The following is a 16,339-nucleotide window of genomic DNA, read 5'->3' as shown; positions in this document are numbered from 1 at the left end:
CCGGTGTATACGGACGAGGTGTCTACGACGTTACGCCCGACGGGGCATCGACCCGCCCAGCTATGCGCGATGGACACGGGACATCCGCCACAAAGGCGGAACAGCCCGGGCGCCATTGCCCCTTGTGTCACATTAACAACACCAGTAACTTGAAGACACACGCTGAGACGCGGCTCCGCTGTCGTACGATGCGGGTGCCGAGCGTTTCCGGAACACCCCGTCACGCCACCACGTTTCCGCCCCTGCACTGGATTCCCCCACAAAATCCGGGTGGGGCACCGCTCGGACACGGAGTGCTAACGTTTGGGTGACGATCCACGACATACCCGTCAGATCCGGTCAACCGACACCATCCCGAAGTTCGCCCAGGGATGACGGAGACGACGCAGCCGACTGCCCCGCATCCCGGAGCGGGACGCAGCGGCCGGGAAGACATTCCCCGATACAGCGCACGACTACAACAAGGAACATTCATGAGGAATCTCCGACGCATCGCGGCCCCGGTCGCAGCTCTAGCCCTGTCCGCCGCAGCCGTGACGGGTATGACGCTTACCGCCCCCGTTGCACTGGCCTCCGATCTCACCCCGGCACAGGTAGCGGGAGACACCCCCCGCGCCACCGTCACCGAGGGGCCCCGCGATGTCGAGGCTGGAACCGCCTATGATGGCAACACCTCGCTGATCTGGCGTGACAAGATCAGCGAATACGATAACAGTCGGGTCGTCGAGATGTGGGCTCACTCTCCCTCGATGAACCGGGACATTCCGCTCGTCGTTATCAAGGCCGATCCGACTGCAGGTCCCCGCCCGGTCATCTACCTTCTCAACGGCGGCGACGGCGGCGAGGGTCGAGCGAACTGGATCATGCAGACCGATGTGATCGACTACTACCTGACGAAAAACGTCAACGTCGTCATCCCGATGCAGGGCAAGTTCTCCTACTACACCGACTGGGTCGAGGACGTCCCCGCGCTCGGCGGCAAGCAGACCTGGGAGACGTTCCTGACGAAGGAACTTCCCGGACCCCTCGAAACGAAATTGGGGGCAACCAACAGGCGCGCGATCGCCGGTATGTCGATGTCGGCCACCTCCTCGCTCCTCCTGGCCCAGCACAATCCCGGTTTCTACGACGCCGTCGGTTCTTTCTCCGGCTGCGCCGAAACCTCCCGTGGACTCGCCCCCGAGTACATCCGGCTCACTCTCAACCGGGGCGGGGCCACGCCGGAACAGATGTGGGGCCCACTCGGTACCCCGAACTGGCACTACAACGACGCCCTCATCAACGCCGACAAGCTCCGCGGCACCGAGGTCTACGTCTCCAACGCCTCCGGTTACGCCGGTACCGAGGATCTCTGGACCTCCCCGTGGACGGGTGGCGAGCCGCTCAACGTCTTCATCCATGTCGTCAACGGGGGCATCATTGAGGGTGCCACCAACATGTGCACTCACGACCTGAAGGTGAAGATGGATTCTCAGGGAGTTCCCGGAAACTTCAACTTCCGTCCGACCGGAACCCACTCGTGGGGTTACTGGCAGCAGGATCTCCGTGACTCCTGGCCCGTCTTTGCCCGAGCCTTCGGCCTCGACGAATAGAAACCCATCCGGCCATCAGTTCCCCGATGGCCGGACGTTTCATTTTCCGGTGTCCTCCACCGGACCCGCACATTTCTTCCATCCCGACGACCGATTGGCTCCACCGTGAACCTTCACCACCGCATCTCTTCCCCCGTCACAGCCACCGCTCTCGCTGTGTCCCTTCTGGTCACCCCTGCATCCGTGGTTCTCACCGCACCCGTCGCAGCGGCCGCTGAACTAACTCCCGAGGATGTCAACGACGGACTCCCTCCCGCCCAGATCACCCAGGGGCCCCTCGACATCGGCGAACCCGGTACCGCCTACGACGGAAACAAAGCCCTCGCCTGGCGCGAGCTGGTCCAGGCGTACAACAGGGAATACAAGGGCCGCGTCGCGGAATGGTGGGCGTACTCTCCGTCGATGGACCGTCAGGTTCCGTTCGTCATCGTCAAAGCCGATGAGTCCGCCGGGCCGCGTCCGATCATCTACCTCCTCAACGGTGGAGACGGAGGCGAAGGGCGCGCGAACTGGGTCATGCAGTCCGATGCCCTCAAGTTCTATCTGGACAAGAACGTCAACGTGGCCATCCCAATGCAGGGCAAGTTCTCGTACTACACCGACTGGGTGGAGGACGTTGAGAGCCTGGGTGGAAAGCAGACCTGGGAGACATTCCTGACCAAGGAACTTCCGGGCCCCCTGGAAACCGCACTGAACACCTCCGGCAAGCGCGCAATCGTCGGGATGTCGATGACGGCGACGTCCTCGCTGCTGCTCGCGGAGCACAATCAGGGCTTCTATGACGCAGTCGGGTCGTTCTCCGGCTGCGCCGAAACCTCGAACGGGTTCGGGCCGACATTCATTGATGTGACGCTCGGTAGGGGCGGTGCCACCAAGGAACAGATGTGGGGCCCGCTCGGTTCCAAACTGTGGACGTACAACGATGCTCTCATCAATGCAGCGGCGCTCAAGGGCACCGCGATCTACGTGTCCAATGCCTCCGGTCTCGCCGGACAGAGTGACCTGTGGAGTGCCGGGCGTGGTTCCTCCACAGTCGCAACCCTGGTGATCGAAGGCGGCCTGATCGAGGCTGCCACGAACAAGTGCACCCACGACCTCAAAGCCAAGCTCGATGCCGAGGGTATTCCGGCGGACTTCAACTTCCGCCCAACCGGCACCCACTCCTGGCCGTACTGGCAGCAGGATCTCCGTGGTTCCTGGGTGACGTTCTCCAAGGCCTTCGGCCTGGACAACGAGATCACCGATGCCGATAGGCGTGCCGCGAATGCGGAAGTCATGACACCCGCAGATGTCGAGAAGGCCGTTGACCCCGGCACCATCGACGTCAACAAGATCATCGAGGAGCTCCGCAACCCCGCTCCCCTCGAGATCACCGATCTACCCGGTGCCAGCCCTGCCGCAGGCTAGGCCCCGACGTTCCACGAAGCCCGTCGTTCCCTTCCGGACGGCGGGTTTCCTGCTCCCGTCGGCCGGTACGATGACGAGCATGACCCAGACCACCGACCCGGCAGACTTCGGCGCCCCGGCCTCCCTTCACCCGGAGCTGGAACCGATCCATTCCCCCACAGCTCTCGCCTGGGCTGCGGAGCACACCGACGACACCGTGGCGCTTCTCGACGCTCCGGATGCCACGGTGGATCGCGCCGCACTGGAGTCCCGCATCCGTGGGGTCCTGGATACTAACGACCGGATCGCGTTTCCGAGTCGGCGTGGCGGGCACGTGTACAACTTCTGGCGGGACGCGGAGCACACCCGTGGCCTGTGGCGACGGACGCGACTGGAGGACTATCGTGCTGGGTCTCCGGTGTGGGAGATCCTCCTGGACCTCGACTCCCTGGCCGATGCCGAGGATGAGAACTGGGTGTGGCGGGGTGCCCACGTCCGTTCCCCTGATCACGACCGGGCTCTGGTGCGACTGTCCCGAGGCGGGGCGGATGCGGTGGTTATCCGCGAGTTCGACCTCAACACAATGGATTTCGTCACGGATCATCCGTTCACCGTTCCGGAAGCGAAAACGACGGTGAGCTGGATCGACCGGGACACCATCTTCCTCGGAACCAACACGGGCGCGGGTTCTCTCACCGAGTCCGGTTATCCCTCCCGGGTGCTGCGGTGGCGGCGTGGTGTCCCGCTCTCCGAAGCAGAACTGTATTTCGCTGGACCGGAGTCGGACATCACCACGACAGGGTGGGCGGACACGACACCGGGACATGAACGCCTGTTCGTGCGCCGCACACTCGATTTCTACCGGCAGCGGACCTTCGTGGAAACGGATGCCGGGCTCCAGATCATCGAGGTACCAGAGGACTGTGCGGTGTCGGTGCACCGGGGGAAACTCTTCGTGTGCCCCCGCACGGGGTTCGGCGGTGTTCCGGACGGTGGCCTGGGGGTCACGGACCTGGATGCCTACCTCGGTGGGGATCACACGCTGGATTGTGTGTTCACCCCGTCACCGTCGAGTGCCCTGGAAGGGTTATCGGTGACCCGTAACCACCTCATCCTGACGGTGAGTGACACGGTGGCGACGATTCTGTTCTCCGCGCCGCTGGGCGATCCGGCATCTGGGCTCACGAAGCTGGAGGTACCTGACCTGGCGACGGTCAGCGTGGTGGACACCGCGCCGCTGGATGACGATCAGGTCTGGCTGGCGGCCCGGTCCTTCACGGAGCCTGTAAAACTGCTGTGTGGTGATCTCTCGGATGGCCCCGGATCGTTGGAGTTGCACACGGTATATCGCGCACCGGAGGCGTTCGACGCCGACGGTCTCAGTACCCGGCAGCACCATGCCCGGTCCGCCGACGGCACGCTGATCCCCTACTTCATCACGGGACGTTTCGCCGACGGCGCGGACGGGAGCGACATTCAACCACGCCCGTGCCTGGTCTACGCCTATGGCGGTTTCGAGGTGTCTCTCCTACCCGATTATCTCGGTTCGACGGGGGTCGGCTGGTTGGAGCGGGACCGGTTGTTCGTGCAGGCGAATCTGCGCGGTGGCGGGGAGTTCGGCCCCGCCTGGCACAGTGGCGCGACGGGCATCAACCGGCTGCGGGTCCACGAGGATCACGAGGCCGTGCTGATGGATCTGGTCGAGCGCGGCTACACCACCCCGGAGCAGCTAGCCGTGTGGGGCGGTTCCAACGGTGGTCTGGTGACGGCGGTGGCCCTGACCCGGTATCCGGAACGCTTCGGGGCAGCAGTGGTGCAGGTACCACTCACGGACATGCTCCGCTATCACCGCATGTCGGCCGGCGCGAGTTGGACCGCCGAGTACGGGGACCCGGATGATCCGGAGTTCCGCGAGGTGCTGAAGCAGTATTCCCCACTGCACAATGTCACGCCACGGGCACAGCGGCCCTACCCACCGGCGTTGGTCACAACGTCGACACGCGATGACCGCGTGCACCCCGCCCATGCGCGACTGTTCGCAGCGGCACTCACGGATGCGGGGCAGCCCGTGGACTACTACGAGAACACCGAGGGCGGGCACGGCGGTGCGGCAGACAGTGCCCAGCGGGCCCGATTGTCGTCGGTGATCTTCGCCTGGCTGGATCGTCAGGTCGGACACGTGTCTCCCGGCGCGGTATCATCCGCTCACGATGACTAGCCAACGCCTGCGCAATTCCCCGATCCCGGGGACCCGCGATTCCTACACCGGGGTCGACTTCAATCTGGGGTTCCACATCCGGCATTACCGTCTTGACCTGGACTATCGGGTCGAATCGAACCGTCTCGCGGGTTCCGCGACGCTGGAGATGGTGAACTATCTGCCGCTGAAACAACTGACCCTCGATCTGGGGCCGTCACTGAAGGTGGCCAAGATCACCACGAGTGGATCGGGCGCGGTGCGCGTCAAGGTGGCCCGCTGGCGGCACGCTCGTGGCAAGCTGCTGCTGACCTTCGACTCGGAGATCCCGGTGGACAGTGAATTCACACTGTCGATCACGTATTCCGGTTCGCCACGCCCGGTGCGCAGCCCCTGGGGGACGCTCGGCTGGGAGGAGCTGGAGAACGGTTCCCTGGTGGCGTCGCAGCCGTGTGGCGCGCCAAGCTGGTTCCCCTGTGATGACACCCCGGACGAGAAGGCCCGCTACGACATCATCGTCTCAGCGGACAATCCCTACGTGGTGGTGTGCAACGGGGAGCTCGTGGAGCGGCGCCGGGCGGGGTCACGGACGTCGTGGCACTACCGGACGGAGCACGTGATGGCGACCTACCTGGCGACCGTCCAGGTCGGTCAGTACACGGAGTTCGATGCCGCCGACTTCGATCCTCGCTTGTCGACGCCCGCCCCTTCCGCAGCTCCTGCGCCCGTTCCGGTGTCCGTGTTCCTTCCCGCAGGGACCGCTCCGGCGGCGCGGGTCGAGTTCGCGGATCAGGTCGAGATGATGCGCCTGTACATCCGATTATTCGGCCCGTACCCGTTCGCCAGTTACCGGGTCGTGGTGACCGAGGATGACCTCGAGATTCCACTGGAGGCCCAGGGCCTGAGCATCTTCGGTTCAAATCATGTCGACGGCCGGAAGGAACAGGAGCGACTCATCGCGCATGAGTTGTCGCACCAGTGGTTCGGTAATTCCCTGGGTCTGGCGCAGTGGAACGACATCTGGCTGAACGAGGGCTTCGCGTGCTACGCGGAGTGGCTGTGGTTCGAGCATTCGACCGGGGTGCCCGCTGCGGAGCCGGCCCGTCGGCATTACCGGGTGTTGACCCGGCTGCCGAAGGATCTTTTGCTCGCTGACCCGGGTCCGACGCTGATGTTCGATGACCGGGTGTACAAGCGTGGGGCGCTAGTCGTGCACGCCCTGCGGTGTCTGATCGACGATGACGCCGTCTTCTTCGCCGCGATCCGCCGGTACACGGCGGCGAACCGGCATTCTGTGGTGGAACCGATCGATCTACGGACGGTGATGTCGGCCGCCTGCACGGAGGTCGGGGTGCCCGTCGACACGCTGACTGGGTTGTGGAATTCGTGGTTACATAACGTGGCACTGCCACCATTCCCGGAGCCGCGGTCCCGGACCCGGAGCGCGGGCTGATGCGCGCGCTGAGCCTGGCGACGGTGTTCGCCGCGGCCAGTGGCTTCATCATCCTGACCGTCGCATCCTGGGCACTGGGAGTGCAGCGTTTCGGTCAGTTTATGGCGTTCTGGAGCCTGTTCTTCGCGCTCGCCGGGGTCGTTGACGGTCTGATGCAGGAAACGACCCGGGCGGTCGCCGGTGCCCGGACCGACGAGGGAGTACCGTCACGGGGTGCCCGCCCGTTCCGGGTTGCCGGGATGGTGGGAATCATCGTTGCACTCGTCCTCGTCACTGCAGGCCCGTTGTGGGCACCCCGGCTTCTGGTCGAGGATCACGGACTGGCGGTGGTGCTGCTGGCCGTCGGCCTGGTCAGCTACACCTATCAGGCAGTGTTATCGGGTGTGTTGTCCGGATGTGGCCTGTGGGCGCAGTACGCCTGGCTGATGGCGGTGGATTCGGGGGTTCGGCTCGTCCTCGTGCTGGTCGCCTGGCCACTGGGCTGGGGCCTGCCGGTATTCCTCGTGGTCACCGTGCTCGGGGCAGCGACGTGGCTGGTCATTCTGGGGATGTCTGCCGATGCGCGGGCTGCAGTGCGTTCAGACGCAGACGTGCGTACCGGGCGGTTCGTCCGTAATGCTGTCTCGGCAATGCTCGCCACTGGGGCAACGGCGCTGCTCATCGTGGGGTTTCCGACCTTCGTCAAGGCCGTCGCCGGGGATTCCGTGGACGCGGGCCTGGACACCACGGTCGATGGAATCATGCTCGCGGTGATGCTCACCCGAGCCCCCATCCTCGTACCGTTGCAACGGTTCCAGTCAGCCCTGATCGTGCATTTCGTGGAGAACTCCGCTGATCTGCTCGGTGCGCTGCGTAAGCCGTTGAGTGCGGTGTTCGGTGTCGGGGTGCTCGGTGCAGTGGCTGCCTGGCTGCTCGGCCCGTGGATCATGGGGGTGTTCTTCAGCGCCGGGTTCGTCGTGCCGGGTCCGGTCCTCGCCGCGCTCACGTTCGGCGCTGCCTGCACGGGGGTGCTCATGATCACCGGGACCGCGACGCTCGCGGTCAACCGGCACAACCGATATGTGGCGGGATGGGTGACCGGAAGCATGGTCGCCTTCGGTGTCTTCCTGGCCCCGTTCCCCCTGGCGATGAATGTCTGTCTCGCACTGGTCATCGGTCCTGTCGCCGGTGCCCTGGTGCACGTCACGGGCCTGCGTCAGGGTGCCGCGCCACTGGTACGCTGACCACATGCCGACGCTCACCGCCCTCGTCACCGTCTACCACGGAAACAACCCGGACCATCTGAGGCAGGCCCTCGATTCGGTGGCGGGACAGACCCGCCCGGCGGAGGAGATCCTCATCGTCCGGGACGGTCCCGTCCCGGACGACGTCGCAACGGTGGTGGCGGATTTCCTCGCGGAGAATCCGTCCGCCCGGCAACTTGAGTTGCCGGTGAACCGGGGGCTGGGTCCGGCGTCCCAGTCCGCGCTGGATGAGATCGACACGGACTACTTCGCTCGCCTCGATGCGGACGACATCGCGGAACCTGAGCGGTTCGCCGTACAACTCACTTACCTCGCGGAGCACCCGGAGATCGATGTACTGGGTACCGCGATGTCCGAGTTCACCGATGATGATCCGGACACGATCACCGGGGTACGCACCCTGCCGGAGGATCACGACGCAATCGCCCGGTACGCACGCATCAACACACCTGTCAACCATCCGAGTGTGATGCTGCGGACCAGTGCCGTCCGCCGGGCGGGGGGTTACCGGGACGTCCACTTCATGGAGGACTACGACCTGTGGGCGCGGATGCTCACCGGAGGGGCGCGTTTCCACAACCTTCCTGAGCCATTGACCAGGTTTCGGACGGGTGATGAGATGTTCGCCCGACGCACAGGACGGGGAATGTTCACCGCCGAGCGCCAGATGCAGCGCAACCTCGTCGATTATGGCCTGGTGGGGCGTGGGCGAGCGGTACTCAATCTCGGGGTGCGGACCCTCTACCGCGCATTACCGCCACGACTGCTGAAATCGGTGTACCGGACGCTCTTCCACAGAGGAGACTGAGCGGACGCCGCGAGCGGGGGCATTCCCCCTGCATCTCTTCTCCCCCGTGCACCGGCGCTCACCTGTACCTCTCCCACCGTCGGCTAGCATGTTCACCATCATGGAATCTCCCGACACAGTTTCACCGGATACCGCAGGCGTCGGCGGTGCCACGACCCCGGATTACCGGGACACCTGGCTCGTCATGCCCTGCTACAACGAAGCAACCGTCATCGGGGATGTCATCCGCGCCGCCCGCGAGACGTTCCCCAACATCGTCGCGATCAACGACGGCTCCGCCGATGATTCCGACATCGCCATCCACGCCGCCGGTGCACACCTGATCAATCATCCGGTGAATCTCGGCCAGGGTGCAGCGATCCAGACGGGTGTCGAATATGCCCGAGCTCAGCCCGGCTCCCGCTACTTCGTCACCTTCGACGCCGACGGGCAGCACCAGGTGAAGGATGTCGTGGCCATGCTCCAACGGCTGCGCACCGAGCCGTTGGACATCGTCGTCGGTACTCGCTTCGGCAGGCCACGCAGCGAGGGGGATCAGGTTCCGCTGCTCAAACGCGTCGTCCTGCGAACGGTGGTGATGCTGTCCCCCCGGGCGAAGCGGATGGGACTCACCGACGCCCACAACGGATTGCGCGTATTCAACCGTCGGGTTGCCGAGGAATTGAACATCCGGATGAACGGAATGAGCCACGCCAGCGAGTTCGTCACCCAGATCGATGAACGCGGTTGGCGTGTCGCCGAACAGCCCGTGGACATCCTCTACACCGAATATTCGATGAGTAAGGGCCAGTCGCTGATCAACGGTGTCAACATCCTGGCCGACGGACTGCTCGCCAGGAGGCTCCCGTGATCACCGGACAACTGCTCATCCAGATCCTGCTCCTCGTCTGCACGACCGCACTCGTCGTGTACTTCTTGTCCAACCGGCGAAAGGCCCGTGCCAAGGCTGGGGTGAAGATCGGGTTCATCCTGTTCATTTTCGCAGCGATCTGGGCGGTCCTCCGCCCGGATGATCTGACGGTGGTGGCGAACTGGGTCGGTGTGGACCGGGGCACGGATCTGCTGCTCTATGCGCTGACCGTGGCTTTCATGTTCACCACCTTGAGCGCGTGGGTGCGGTTCCGTGAACAGGACCTGCGCTACGCACGTCTCGCGCGGGCCATCGCCCTGCGCAATGCCGTCCGCCCGGAGGACGAGTATCCGTCCGTGTAGCGGATCAGACCGATTGGTTTTCTCCACCGATCGTGGACAATGAGACACTGACCGATTCATCACACCAAGCCCCTCAGAGAAGGAGCCCCTCGTGTCCGACGAGAATGCGGAGACCACCGCAACAGAAAACACCTCCGTCCCCGCATCCGCCGAAACCACAACGAATCAAATCCCCCCGATGCTGTGGGCCTTCACCGCACTTCTCGTCATCATCGCGGGTCTGGTCGGCTACGTCATCGGAGACCGCACAGCAGATCATCCCACCACATCCGCCACAATCGGCACGACCGCAGCCCCGGAGAACAACACCGGGGCCACAACAGGTTCCTCGCCGTCCTACGATGACGTCGTCAATGCGGTCAAAGCTGGTGCAGACGGGACGCGCGGTAGCGGACCGAAGAAGCTGTCCGACGGCAGCTACGATGCCCTGTTCTGGGGTCCGCGGGGTCCGCTGCAGGCCCAATCGGACATCCTCAACATCCACCGCCGCAACGTCCACGATCCCTTCGCCATCGGCGCGATCGACGCCCCCGTCGTCATCTCCGAGTTCTCCGACTTCGAGTGCCCGTTCTGCTCACTGTTCGCCAATAACACGGAACCGACGATCCTGAGCAAATACGTCGACACCGGTCTGGTGCGCATGGAATGGAATGATCTTCCGATCAACGGCCCCAACGCCGAAGCCGCGGCGCGGGCCGGACGGGCCGCCGCAGAGCAGGGCAAGTTCATCGAATTCAAGCACGCTCTCTACACCTCCTCGAAGGACACGTCCGGCCACCCAAACTACGGGATCGAAGATTTCATCCGCTTCGCCAAAGAAGCCGGGGTACCGGACATGGAGAAGTTCCGTGCGGACGCGACCAGCGACAAATACGACGAAGCAATCGCCAACGCCCGTGCCTACGCCAGCGGTATCGGTGTGAGCGGAACCCCCGGTTTCGTGATCGGAGAGACCTTCATCGGTGGCGCACAACCCCTTGAGGTGTTCGAGGAGGTCATCAATACAGAGCTCCAACGCGTGGCCGACGGGGAGAACGCGGTTCCTGATGCCGACACCCGTTCCTCGGCTGAATTGACAGCACAGGAGGCCCGTTAACAGTGCTGTCGATCGGCATAGTCGGGGCGTTCCTCGGCGGGGCACTCTCCATCCTGAGCCCCTGCTCGGCGCTCCTTCTCCCCGCATTCTTCGCCTACGCGTTCAACTCGAAACGCCAGCTCGTGGCACGGACCGCCGTGTTCTTCGCAGGACTCGCCGCAGTACTCGTCCCGGTCGGCGCGGGAATCGGTGGATTCAGTTCCCTGTTCACCCAGCACCGGGACACCGTCATCGCCGTGGCTGGTTGGGTGATGATCGCCTTCGGTTTCTGGTCCCTCCTGGGCCTGGGATTCCGCATCCCGGGCCTCTCCACCATGAACAACCGGATCCGCGGTACCGGGTGGCTGCCCGTGTTCGCGCTCGGGGCGGTCTACGGTTTCGCGGGATTCTGCGCAGGACCTCTCCTCGGTGCGGTTCTCGCCACCTCCGCGCTCGGCGGGTCCGCCGTCTACGGCGCGCTCGTCATGGCCTGCTACGCCCTCGGCATGACCGTCCCACTGTTTCTTCTGGCTCTCCTGTGGGACCGCTTCGACCTCGGCCGGGCCTCTTGGCTCCGGGGCCGGGAGATACACATCGGCCCGATCCATACGAACACACTCAGCATCGCCGCCGGCTTTCTGTTCATCGGTATAGGTGCCCTCTTCCTCACCAGCCACGGAACCTCCGCTCTACCGACCCTGCTGGACACCGAAACCCAGTTCCGGCTACAGAACCGGGTTGCGCAGTTCGCGGCCGGTATCGACAACGTCGTCGCCCTGATCGTCGTCCTCAGCATCATCGCCGTGGGAATCGGTGTGAAGCTCCTGCGGCGCCGCTAGGCTAGCGCCACCGGGGGATACCACCATCAGAACCGGCGCCCCGTCACGCTCACCACGGCCAGCACGATCATGGCCACCACCGCCCCGAAACCGAGCATCAGCGGGTAGCTGAACCAGTCACTGAGTCTGGTCAGCAGAGCCGGGAACGCCATCCCGGTGTAGGTGAAGCAGTAGAAGATACCGGTCAGGGCACCGAGCTCGTTCGGGGCTGCCATCCGCTGCACCTCCGACAGGCCCGTGTAAACGCACAGCCCGTAGGAGAGACCGAGGAATACGCACGCCACGAGCATCACCGGCACAGACGGATTGAGCACCACCGCGACAGCACCAACGAATCCCGCGATGGTCGCCACCATCGCAACGACCGGGCCGCGGGGCCCTCCGGTTCCGGCAATCGCAGGTGCCGCCTGCTGGATGGCGAAACCGACTCCCAGGGTCAACAGTGTGATCGCACCGGAGAACGCCAACGGGTGTGCGACGTGGTCCTGCATGCGTGCCGACAGCGTCGCGTAGGCGGTGAACCCGGAGCCGAACACCCAGGGCGCGATGGGTAGAACCACCGCGTAGAACCGGGGGTTCCGCAACGATGGGACCCGCAAGCTATCCAGTACCGACCGGCGCTTCGCGTGGATCGCCGGTTGCCGGGTCTCCGGGATCGTCAGGAGCAGGGGGACCAGAACCAGGGACAGCACCACATGCACACCGAAGGAGAGCTGGCCGGGCCAGGGCAGCCACTGCGCGAGAACACCGGCGACCGCCGGGCCGACGGCGAACCCGGCGGTCAATGCCATCGACGCCCGTTTCGCGCCCGACGAGGGCCGGGCCCCCGGGTCAAACAGCGGCGCGGAGAGTTCCTTCACCCACGAGCCGCCACCCGTCATCGCCATGCCGACTGCGAGCCCGGACAGGAACCGTCCGATGGTCATCCACCCCGCCGTGTGCTCCGCGAGGGCGATAATCACCGAAGCAAGCACCGCGAGGATCGGGGCCGGCAGCATGATCGGGCGTCGCCCGTACCGGTCGGTCAACGGGCCGGTGACCAGCAGCCCCACCGCGACGCCGATGGCGTAGGCGACGAGCATGAGATCGACGAACACCGGGGAGAATTCCCCAGCCTGGCGGTACAGCACGAGCAGTGGCGTGAACTCGTTCCCACCCCAAGCCACCGTGAACATGCTGAGCACCACGGGGAGCCAGGCCCGGCGTTCCCCGGCGACGCGTCTGAACGCGTGCCCCGGTCGGACGTATCCGGGCACGTGCGATTCGGGTCTCTCCTCCACCATGCGGGAGATGTTAGACCTTCGTCCGGCTTTCAGGGGCACGGGGCGCTCGGGCGGGGTCGGCCACGCCGCTCCAGGTACCCCCTGGCCACGACCCATACTTTTAGGTTAGCCTCCACTTATCTTCAATTCAGGGTCGTCACAGCGCAGTTGGGAAAGAGGAGCACACCATGGGTAGACCACAGCTTCGGGCCGGGCGGCGGGCTCTCACCGGGATCGTCACCGTCTCCCTCATCACCGGGGGAATCGGCGTCATCGGTAACGCCACCGCCATGCCTGCCCCGGCACCGGAGTCAACCAGCACCGCGGGCACCGCATCCATCGTCGTCACCGATGCGTTCACGTGGTCCTCCGGTGGCACGGTCCTCCGCACGGAGGTCACAGGTTTTCCGGCTGGGGCGGTGCTCTCCGCGCAGGTCGACGGCACAGCCCAGAAGTGGGACATCGGGGGCGGAAACCTGGTGGACACCGTCACCGCGGAGAACGGCACGTTCAAAGGAACCGTTTACACCTTGAGCACCAGTCGCCTCACCGCGGGACAGGAGCACACCCTGCTCATCAGCGACGGGGACAACAGCGTGACCACGGCTTACCGGTCCCACCCGCGGATCACCGTGCACGACCCCGATTCTGGTTCCGAGACCGCGCCCCGCCCCGGGGCTGCGGTGGCCGTCGAGGTGTTCAACCTCCCGGAAGGCGCCGTCATCGATCACGTCGGCATCGAGGGGCACTCCGCCAACCTCCTGCTCGCACCGGTGACCGTCCCGGAGAACCGACGCGCCCGAACCACGGCGGTGTCCCTTCCCGCGGACCCGGCGATCATAGGTGAGCCGATCACCGTCGGATACACCGTTGACGGTGGGCCTCCGCTGCGTACGAACGGCCCGGTCGTGGCCCCCCTTAACGACACCTACGGCGGAGAGGGGTTCGACGTCACCGTCGGAGAACTCCCCCGCGGTCTCTACCAGTCGGTATATTCCGCACGCCAGGGAGCGCTGTTCGTCACCCGGACTCACTTCGATCGGGAGACCCGCAGTCCCTCCGCGATCATGAAGGTCGATCCGGCGACGATGGAGGTCCTCGACGAAGTTGAGCCCGCTGAACCCGCCGAGGGCGACTACAAGGCGTACAAGGCGTTCGGGATCGGTATCGATGACACCAATGACCTTCTCTGGGTGACGAACACGATGGGCGGCACCGTCGCGGTCTACGACGCCAACGACCTGAGTCTCATCCACCAGTTCCCGGTGGTCGACGGTGGCCACCCACGCAGCGTGGTCGTGGACTCCGCGACCCACCGCGTGTACGTCACCAGTCCGTACAGCCGGGATGATAGTTGGATCACCGTCTACGACGGTTCCGATCCCACCGCTCCCACGAAGATTGGCACGATTCCGCTCCCCGAGGGCTTCACCCGGCCCATGGACGCGGCCTACGACCAGTCCACGCACACCCTCTACACCGTGAGCCTCGACAAACCGGCGGCACTCCGGATCAACGTCGAGGATCCCTCCGATGCGAAGGTGTACCAACTCGACTCGCAGGTGATGCGTCGTGGCTCCGGCGTGGCGCTCGACATCGGACGAGGACACCTCGCGGTGGCGAATCAGGACACCGGAAACGTCCTCATCATCGACCTGGAGTCAGGAGATGTACTGGCAGACATCGCGACCGGCGACAAAGCCGTGGCCGCGGTCTACGAGCCTGTCACCGATCTGTTCTACGTGAGTAACCGTGACGGCGGCACAGTTACCGCGATCGATGCGGACACCCTCATTCCGGTGGCCAACCTCGATGCCGGCGCGAAGCCGAACCACATCTCCTTCGATGGGGACGGCACCATCTACGTCACCAATAAACGCAGTTGGGGAAATGGAGACGTTGGGACCGACCAGTTGCACAGCTACCGGGCGAACCGGCTCGCACAGGTCCGGCTGGCGGGGCTGCGGCAGGCTTTCCACGACATCCGGGACGACCGCGATGCGGCCCGGAATGCACTGGCTGAGACTCACCGGGAACTCGCGACGGTACGTGACCAGCTGGCTGCAGCCGAGAATACGGCCGCGCTGGAGAAAACTCGCGCGGAAGCAGCTGAGGAGGCACTCGCCGAGGCGGCAGCCGAGCATGCGGCCGACACTGCCGAACTCGAACAGCGACTCACCGTCGCGCGGGAGGCACTGGCCGCAGCCGAGGAAAAGGTGACCTCACTCACCGCAACACTGGCCGCAATCGAATCCCGGCTGGCCGCAGCAGAGCAGGCGCACGCCGCCCTCGAGGCCGCACTCACCACGGCCGAGCGGGCGCGCACTGAAGCGGAGAAAACAGCTACAGACGCCACCGCACGGGCAGAGCGGGCCGAAGCAGCACGGATCGAAGCAGAAGCCGCCGCGGAACTCGCGGAGCAGGCCCGTATCAAGGCTGAATCCGCACGTGACGCCGCGCTCGCGGACCGGGATTCCGCACGCGCCGACGGATCAAGCACCGGGGCGTTTACCGGGATCATGGCCGTACTCGCTGTATTAGCCGCGCTCGGGGGACTGCTGCATCAGCTGTTCCTCGGACTCTTCCAGATCCCGAGTAGGTGAGTCCGTAGGCACTGTCCTCAGAAGCGGTGAAAAGTCATCCGATGGATAACAGGTCGCTTTGGCAACTATCACCATGGGGCAATTGGGGGCTGCCGTACGGGTAGGTGACAGGGTGTAGCCACACCACCAGTACAACGGCCGTACTCATGACCGTCCCGAACCCGATAAGCGACAAACAGCCCAGACAGGCCTGACGACACCGACGGCGGTAGGCCCGCTCAATCCAGGCCACCACCCGCGAACCGCAACTACCCGCAGGTGACCCAAGTACACCGGTCGAGGGGCATTGTTCTACAGGAACGCACACAACGATTCCACAACGGCATTGCTCCCGCTCGACCCGACCCGGCCCATGCCATCGCGGGCGAGACCCCCCCCCAGAAACTCCCGGCTGCAAAAAAGTGACTACCTCTACCGCTGTAAACGACGTAGCAGGCGACGTCACCACAGATAACGACATCGTTCCCGAACAGCCAGCCGTGATTTGATCCTCGAGCCGATCGAGCACCCCACGACCCGACCCGGATAGACGTCCCTTGAGCACACAGAGCCAGAACTTGCCCGCAGCGGTCTTGTGCCCGGTGATGTCTGGTCAACCACAGCTCATTCAGCGTGCCCACAGCGAACACGCACCCGGGGTCCGGACTATGCTCGCCGCCTACAGCACA

General features: G+C 64.6%; 12 protein-coding genes. 11 read left to right on the top strand and 1 reads right to left on the bottom strand.

Annotation, left to right across the window (positions count from 1 at the left end; genetic code table 11):
• The first annotated feature begins 473 nt into the window (after positions 1–473).
• From QWU43_RS06765 to QWU43_RS06720, 10 genes are all read left to right on the top strand, one after another.
• Positions 474–1,592, top strand: coding sequence for an alpha/beta hydrolase (locus tag QWU43_RS06765; protein ID WP_370914645.1), 1,119 nt, complete (start codon positions 474–476; stop codon positions 1,590–1,592).
• Between the two features lie 105 nt (positions 1,593–1,697).
• Positions 1,698–2,999 carry an alpha/beta hydrolase gene (locus tag QWU43_RS06760; RefSeq protein WP_370914646.1) on the top strand — a complete coding sequence of 434 codons (1,302 nt, stop codon included), beginning with the start codon at positions 1,698–1,700 and terminating at the stop codon, positions 2,997–2,999.
• Positions 3,000–3,078: 79 nt separating this feature from the next.
• The gene (locus tag QWU43_RS06755) at positions 3,079–5,196 is read left to right on the top strand and encodes a prolyl oligopeptidase family protein (protein WP_370917455.1); all 2,118 of its coding nucleotides are present in this window, start codon (positions 3,079–3,081) and stop codon (positions 5,194–5,196) included.
• Complete coding sequence (locus QWU43_RS06750) at positions 5,189–6,628, top strand: M1 family metallopeptidase (protein ID WP_370917454.1); 1,440 nt, start codon at positions 5,189–5,191, stop codon at positions 6,626–6,628. Before QWU43_RS06755 ends, QWU43_RS06750 begins: the two co-directional genes overlap by 8 nt.
• Positions 6,628–7,851 carry a lipopolysaccharide biosynthesis protein gene (locus tag QWU43_RS06745; protein WP_370917453.1) on the top strand — a complete coding sequence of 408 codons (1,224 nt, stop codon included), beginning with the start codon at positions 6,628–6,630 and terminating at the stop codon, positions 7,849–7,851. The genes QWU43_RS06750 and QWU43_RS06745 overlap by 1 nt, the downstream gene beginning before the upstream one ends.
• 4 nt (positions 7,852–7,855) lie before the next feature.
• On the top strand, positions 7,856–8,680 hold the full coding sequence (locus QWU43_RS06740; protein ID WP_370914650.1) for a glycosyltransferase: 825 nt from the start codon (positions 7,856–7,858) through the stop codon (positions 8,678–8,680).
• 184 nt (positions 8,681–8,864) lie between these two features.
• Positions 8,865–9,530 carry a glycosyltransferase family 2 protein gene (locus QWU43_RS06735; protein ID WP_232958759.1) on the top strand — a complete coding sequence of 222 codons (666 nt, stop codon included), beginning with the start codon at positions 8,865–8,867 and terminating at the stop codon, positions 9,528–9,530.
• A complete protein-coding gene (locus tag QWU43_RS06730; protein WP_370914909.1) occupies positions 9,530–9,892 on the top strand; it encodes a DUF2304 domain-containing protein in 363 nt (120 codons plus the stop codon). Before QWU43_RS06735 ends, QWU43_RS06730 begins: the two co-directional genes overlap by 1 nt.
• Positions 9,893–10,070: 178 nt before the next feature.
• Positions 10,071–10,988 carry a DsbA family protein gene (locus QWU43_RS06725; protein ID WP_370917628.1) on the top strand — a complete coding sequence of 306 codons (918 nt, stop codon included), beginning with the start codon at positions 10,071–10,073 and terminating at the stop codon, positions 10,986–10,988.
• A 2-nt stretch (positions 10,989–10,990) separates the two neighbouring features.
• Positions 10,991–11,806, top strand: coding sequence for a cytochrome c biogenesis CcdA family protein (locus tag QWU43_RS06720; protein WP_370917452.1), 816 nt, complete (start codon positions 10,991–10,993; stop codon positions 11,804–11,806).
• A gap of 26 nt (positions 11,807–11,832) precedes the next feature.
• Here QWU43_RS06720 and QWU43_RS06715 read toward each other — a convergent pair whose 3' ends face one another.
• Positions 11,833–12,981, bottom strand: coding sequence for an MFS transporter (locus tag QWU43_RS06715; RefSeq protein WP_370917627.1), 1,149 nt, complete (start codon positions 12,979–12,981; stop codon positions 11,833–11,835).
• Positions 12,982–13,256: 275 nt separating this feature from the next.
• Here QWU43_RS06715 and QWU43_RS06710 point away from each other — a divergent pair, with 275 nt between their 5' ends.
• The gene (locus tag QWU43_RS06710; RefSeq protein ID WP_370917451.1) at positions 13,257–15,671 is read left to right on the top strand and encodes a YncE family protein; all 2,415 of its coding nucleotides are present in this window, start codon (positions 13,257–13,259) and stop codon (positions 15,669–15,671) included.
• The last annotated feature ends 668 nt before the right edge of the window (positions 15,672–16,339 follow it).

Origin of the sequence: Corynebacterium sp. CCM 9204, assembly GCF_041357695.1 — a bacterium.
In the GTDB taxonomy this organism is placed as follows: domain Bacteria; phylum Actinomycetota; class Actinomycetes; order Mycobacteriales; family Mycobacteriaceae; genus Corynebacterium.
Note: the sequence above shows the minus strand (reverse complement) of the source record. Positions and strands in the feature narration are given on the sequence as shown.